Genomic DNA, 4,859 nt, shown 5'->3' on the forward strand with positions numbered 1-4,859 from the left:
GCTTGCGGGGCGCCCAGCTCGGTATAGATGGCGTGCGCGGTGCGCAGGTGGTCGCGTTCGGTCGGTTCCCGCCGCCTGATCCGCGCCGACCTGGCCAGGAGGTCGTGGACGCGCGCCTGTTCGAGCCGGGCCCCGCACCGTTCGACGGCGGTGAGCGCCCCGGTGAGCGCGTCCTCGGCCTCGTTCGTGCGCGTCTCGTCCAGCAGGCAGCGGGCGCGGGCGATGAGTGTGCGGCCGACCATGTAGTCGTCGCCGTCGGTGGCGAAGTAGGCGTGGGCGCGGCCGAAGTGGTCGGCGGCGCGGGAGTGGTGGCCCAGGCCGCGGTGGGCCTCGCCGAGGTGGCGGTGCATCATGGCCACGCCGCGCTCGCGCCCGTGGCCCGCGAAGATCTCCTGGGCTCGGGTGAGGTGGTCGACCGCGGGGGCGTACCGCTCCTCGGCCAGGGCGGCGGTGCCCAGGCCCTCCAGGGCCGAGGCGCGGCCGTAGGGGTGGTCGGCCTCCTCGAACAGGCGCAGCGCCTCGGTGTGGTGTTCGGTCGCGATGTCGGGGCGGCCGAGTTTGAGGTGGGCCTGGGCGAGGGTCATGAGGATGCGGCCGGTGGCCGCCGGGTCCTCGAGGGCTCGGGCGGACGCCAGCGCGGTGGCGTGGGTGCGCAGCCAGGTGTCGAAGTGCTGGCGCAGGGTGAACAGGGAGCGCAGGGCTTCGCACAGCTGCCATGTGGCCTCATGGCGGCCGGTGGTGTGGCACAGGGTGATGAGGGCGTCCAGGGCGGGGAGTTCGGCCTCCAGCCAGGTGAGTGCGGTGGCGTGGTCGGCGAACGGAGGGGCGGCGCTCCTCGCTTCGGCGTAGCGGGGGCCGAGGTGCCAGCGGCGGGGGTTGAGTGTGAGGTCGGCGGCGGTGGCGACGCGCAGGTAGTGCTCGACCAGACGGTCCAGGGCGGCCTCGCGCGGGTGGTCGGGTTCGTCGCCGCGGGCCTTGGCGCGGGCGTGGTCGCGGATGAGGTCGTGGAAGCGGTGGCGACCGTCGGTGTCCTCCTGGAGGAGGTTGGCCTCCAGGAGGGTCTCGAGGCGGTCCTCGGTGTCGTAGCCCTCTCCCCCGTCCAGCGCGATCGCCGCGTCGAGGGTGATGGTCGGGCCGGGGTGGAGCCCGAGGAGGCGGTACAGGCGGGCGACGTCGTCGGGCAGGGCGGCGTAGGAGGCGTCGAAGACGGCGGTGACGGAGCTGTCGTGGTCCCGGCTCAGGGCGGGGAGGCGGCGGTGTTCGTCGGAGAGTTCCTCGACCACGCGTCGCGCGGGACGGCCGGGGCGCAGCCGCAGGCGTCCGGCGACGGCTCGCAGGGCCAGGGGCAGTCGGCCGCACAGGTCGACGAGGCTGCGGGAGGTGGGTCCGGTGAGGTCGTCGCGGTGGTCGGCGAGCAGGGCGTCCAGCAGGGCGACGGCGGCGTTCGGGTCGAGGGGGCGCACGTGGACGAAGCGGGCGCCCTCGGGGAGGAGTCCGAGCAGGTGGAGGCGGGTGGTGACGATGACGCGGTGGGCTCCCTCACCCGGCAGGAGTGTGCGTACCTGCGCGGGTGAGACGGCGTTGTCCAGGAGGAGGGCGAGGCGTTTGCCGTGGGTGCGGCTGCGGAACTCGGCGGCGCGTGGTTCCAGCCCCTGGGGGATCTGCGCGGCGGGGACGCCGAGGGCGCGGAGGAAGCCGTCCAGGAGGACGGCGGGGTCGGTGGGGACGGCCCCGGTGAAGCCCGCGAGATCGGCGTGGAGCTGACCGTCGGGGTACTGGTCGGCGGTCTGGGCGAGGAGGCGGGCGGCGAGCGCGGTCTTGCCCACTCCCCCGGTGCCGACGAGGACGGCCAGGTCGGTGGTCACGCCCGGCGGGGTGTCGGCCAGTTCGCGGAGTTCGTGGACGCGGTCGGTGAACTCGGCCGGTGGCGGTGGAAGCTGACGGGGTGGCCCGGTCCGTGGTGCGGGCGGGTGGAAGTGGACGCCGCCGTGGAGTGCGCCGGTCTGGACGATGTTGGCCGGGGTGGAGAGGTCGGCATGGTTGTGCGTGAGTCCAGGGTGTTTCGGGGAGTTGTCCATGGAACCTCACGCTGTGGGGTTTTGGCGAGGGTTGTGCCGTTGCAGAGGGGTTAATGCCGGACTATGCGATCCCTGGCGTTCCCAGGCGGGAAGGATTTCACACCCACAGTCGCATCGTGGACGCGAAGGGCGAGGACGATGCCGACGTGGCGCCGTGGACCACAGCACTACCTTTACATCGTAGATTCATCCATCGGGAGGGCGCCAGGGGACGGCTGGACGCCCACCGGCGAACGGCATCCCGCACCACGACTGATTTTCCCACCACAACCCCACCACACAACCGAATCCGTGGGCACTTCGATATTTTACGAAAGAATCCCTTGTCAAGCGGTGTGGCGTTTGCGAAAGTGAAGGAACGCACAGGAGTGTGGGGCATCACATCCCACTCCCCGACCATGGGCGTTCGGGGGGATTCCCGCGGCCACCGGCCCGGTCGAACACGTCACTCCTGCCCCGTTCTCTGCCGAGGGAAGCCGTCATGCCCACAGTCGCCAGCACGGTCGTCGCACCCGGGATCTCCGTCCCTCCCACGGGCGACCTCCCACTCGTCGGCGATACCACCGACCTCCCCGCGCACCTGTCCTGCCGACTCCCCCACACACCGTGCGCCGCCGGCCGTGCCCGCAGGAGCGTGGAGGACTTCCTGCGTGAGCGGGGCGGGGACGTCCTCGGCGACGCCGCCCACCTGATCGTCTCCGAGTTGGTGACCAACGCCGTCCGGCACGGGCGGCCGCCCGTCGACCTGACGTTGACCTGGCTGGACGGCCACACACACCGCCCCAGGCTGCGTGTGGAGGTCCTGGACCGCGGAACCTCGGGCTGCCCGGCGCTCAGTACCGGGTTCGGCGACGACCGGGCCGAGGGGGGCCGGGGCCTGATGCTCGTCGAGGCGTGCAGCGACCGCTGGGGAGCCTCCCCCCACACGGACGCGGGCCTGCGCGTGTGGGCCGAGATCGCAGGGCCCGAGACCGGGGACTGAGCGCGGCGGCGGTGGAAGGGGAAGCGGTGGCGCCCAGGGGCAGGGGGCGCCGCCGCGGTCGCGGGGTTGAGGAACACCGGAACGAGAACCCGCGCCAAGCACTTCGCCCCGGCCCGCCACTTCTGGGGGCATGCCGGTCGAGCTTCCTCACCGATGAGCGGGCGGCCCGCCACGGCCCGAACACGGGGGAGGAGCGCGGCCCCGGGATCAGGTGAGTTCGAGGCCGCCGTCGACGGTGAGGACCTGCCCGGTGAGCCAGGTCGTGCCCGGGTCGGCGAGCCGCAGCACCCACTGGGCGACCTCGTCGGGTTCACCACGGCGGCCCAGCGGGATCCGCGCGGCCTCGGCCTCCTTGACCCGAGCCGCGTCGGCCTCGGTGAGCCCGGCGGCCGACAGGGCCTCGCTTTCGGTGGGGCCCGGCGCCAGGGCGTTGACCCGTACCCCCTCGGGGGCCAGTTCCAGCGCCCAGCAGCGCGTCAACTGCTCGACGGCGGCCTTGGAGGCCGCGTAGTGGGCGGCACCGGGCAGCGGCCGGTGGCCATAAGTACTGGAGACGTTGACGATCGTTCCCCTCCGCTCGCGCAGGTGCGGCAGGGCCGCGGCGGCCAGGAGGCTGGGGGCGGTGACGTTGAGCGCGAACAGCCCGGCGACGCGGTCCGCATCGGTTTCGGCCAACGGCATCATCGCGGTGGCGCCGGCGTTGTTGACGAGCACGTCGATACGGCCCCACCGTTGCGTCGCGGCCTGGACCACCCTGGCGGGGGCGTCGGGGTCGCGCAGGTCGGCGGAGTGGGCGGCGATGCCGGGGTGGTGGGCGGCGGTGGCCTGGAGCGCCTCCTGGCGCCGGCCCACCCCCAGGACGCGGGCTCCGGCGCGGGCCATGGCGATCGCGGTGGCGCGGCCGATGCCCGATCCGGCGCCGGTGACGATGGCGACCCGGCCGTTGAGGTCGGTGTGCTGGTGGTGCTGCGGCTCGGTCAACCCGACTCCTTTGTTCGTTGTTCGTCGAATATCGAACAAGCTAGCATGGAGGCATGAGACGCGCACACCATCCGGCCACCGAGGAACTGTCGTTACCCGAGGTGATGGCGGCGCTCAGCGACCCGCTGCGCATCGGGCTCGTACGGGCGCTCGCCGACGGCGCCGAGCGCGGGTGGGGAGAGTTGTGGGCGCCGGTGGCCAAGTCGACGCTCAGCCACCACCTGCGGGTCCTGCGCGATGCTGGGGTGACCCGCACCCGCCAGGAGGGCACCCGCTGCTTCGTCACGCTGCGCCGCCAGGACCTGGACGAGCGCTTCCCCGGACTGGTCGGGGCTCTGCTGGAGGCCGCCGGCGCCGAGGACGTGAACGGCGGCGTCCACCTCGCACCCGGCTCCGACTCCACGGCCGCTTGCCGCTGACGGCGGCTGGAGGCCACCCGGCGCCACACCCCGCCCACCCGGGCCGACACGGAAGCCGCGGTCGCACACCCGCCCGGCGGCGAGTCACCCGGTGAGCCCTTGGCGCGGGTCCTCGTTCCGGTGTTCCTCAACCCCGGCCCGCGGGGCCGGTCAGGAGCGGCTCCGGCCGCGCTCCGCACCGGCCGTGGTACGGGCGGCGGTCACGCCCCCTCCCCCATGTCCGGCAGGTGCCGCACGATCCGCTCACGGTCCGGTTCCATCCACGGCGGCAGCCGCAGGGACCGGCCCAGCTCCAGGAGGGGCTCATCGACGTCGAACCCGGGGCCGTCGGTGGCGATCTCCAGCAGCGCACCGCCGGGCTCGTTGAAGTAGACCGAGGTGAAGTAGCGGCGGGCCCGG

Annotated in this window: 4 protein-coding genes and 1 pseudogene; 2 read left to right on the forward strand and 3 right to left on the reverse strand. The window is 73.3% G+C overall.

Annotated features, from left to right (window positions below; all coding sequences use genetic code 11):
• Positions 1-2,078, reverse strand: a 2,078-nt coding sequence (locus tag D471_RS0105305; RefSeq protein ID WP_017597669.1) for a tetratricopeptide repeat protein, incomplete at its 3' end; no start/stop codon positions are given.
• Between the two features lie 481 nt (positions 2,079-2,559).
• Between D471_RS0105305 and D471_RS33110 the strand changes: the two genes are divergently transcribed.
• The gene (locus D471_RS33110; protein WP_017597670.1) at positions 2,560-3,060 is read left to right on the forward strand and encodes an ATP-binding protein; all 501 of its coding nucleotides are present in this window, start codon (positions 2,560-2,562) and stop codon (positions 3,058-3,060) included.
• Between the two features lie 207 nt (positions 3,061-3,267).
• Here the strand turns inward: D471_RS33110 and D471_RS0105315 are convergent, their stop codons facing one another.
• Positions 3,268-4,041: an SDR family NAD(P)-dependent oxidoreductase gene (locus D471_RS0105315; RefSeq protein WP_017597671.1), complete on the reverse strand. Its 774-nt coding sequence runs from the start codon at positions 4,039-4,041 to the stop codon at positions 3,268-3,270.
• 53 nt (positions 4,042-4,094) lie between these two features.
• Between D471_RS0105315 and D471_RS0105320 the strand changes: the two genes are divergently transcribed.
• Positions 4,095-4,460 (forward strand): ArsR/SmtB family transcription factor, encoded by a 366-nt coding sequence (locus tag D471_RS0105320; protein ID WP_017597672.1) that lies wholly within the window; start codon positions 4,095-4,097, stop codon positions 4,458-4,460.
• 200 nt (positions 4,461-4,660) lie between these two features.
• Here D471_RS0105320 and D471_RS0105325 read toward each other — a convergent pair.
• Positions 4,661-4,859, reverse strand: a pseudogene (locus tag D471_RS0105325) (ring-cleaving dioxygenase); the annotation flags it as partial.

The organism is Nocardiopsis lucentensis DSM 44048 (genome assembly GCF_000341125.1).
Taxonomy (GTDB): Bacteria; Actinomycetota; Actinomycetes; order Streptosporangiales; family Streptosporangiaceae; genus Nocardiopsis; species Nocardiopsis lucentensis.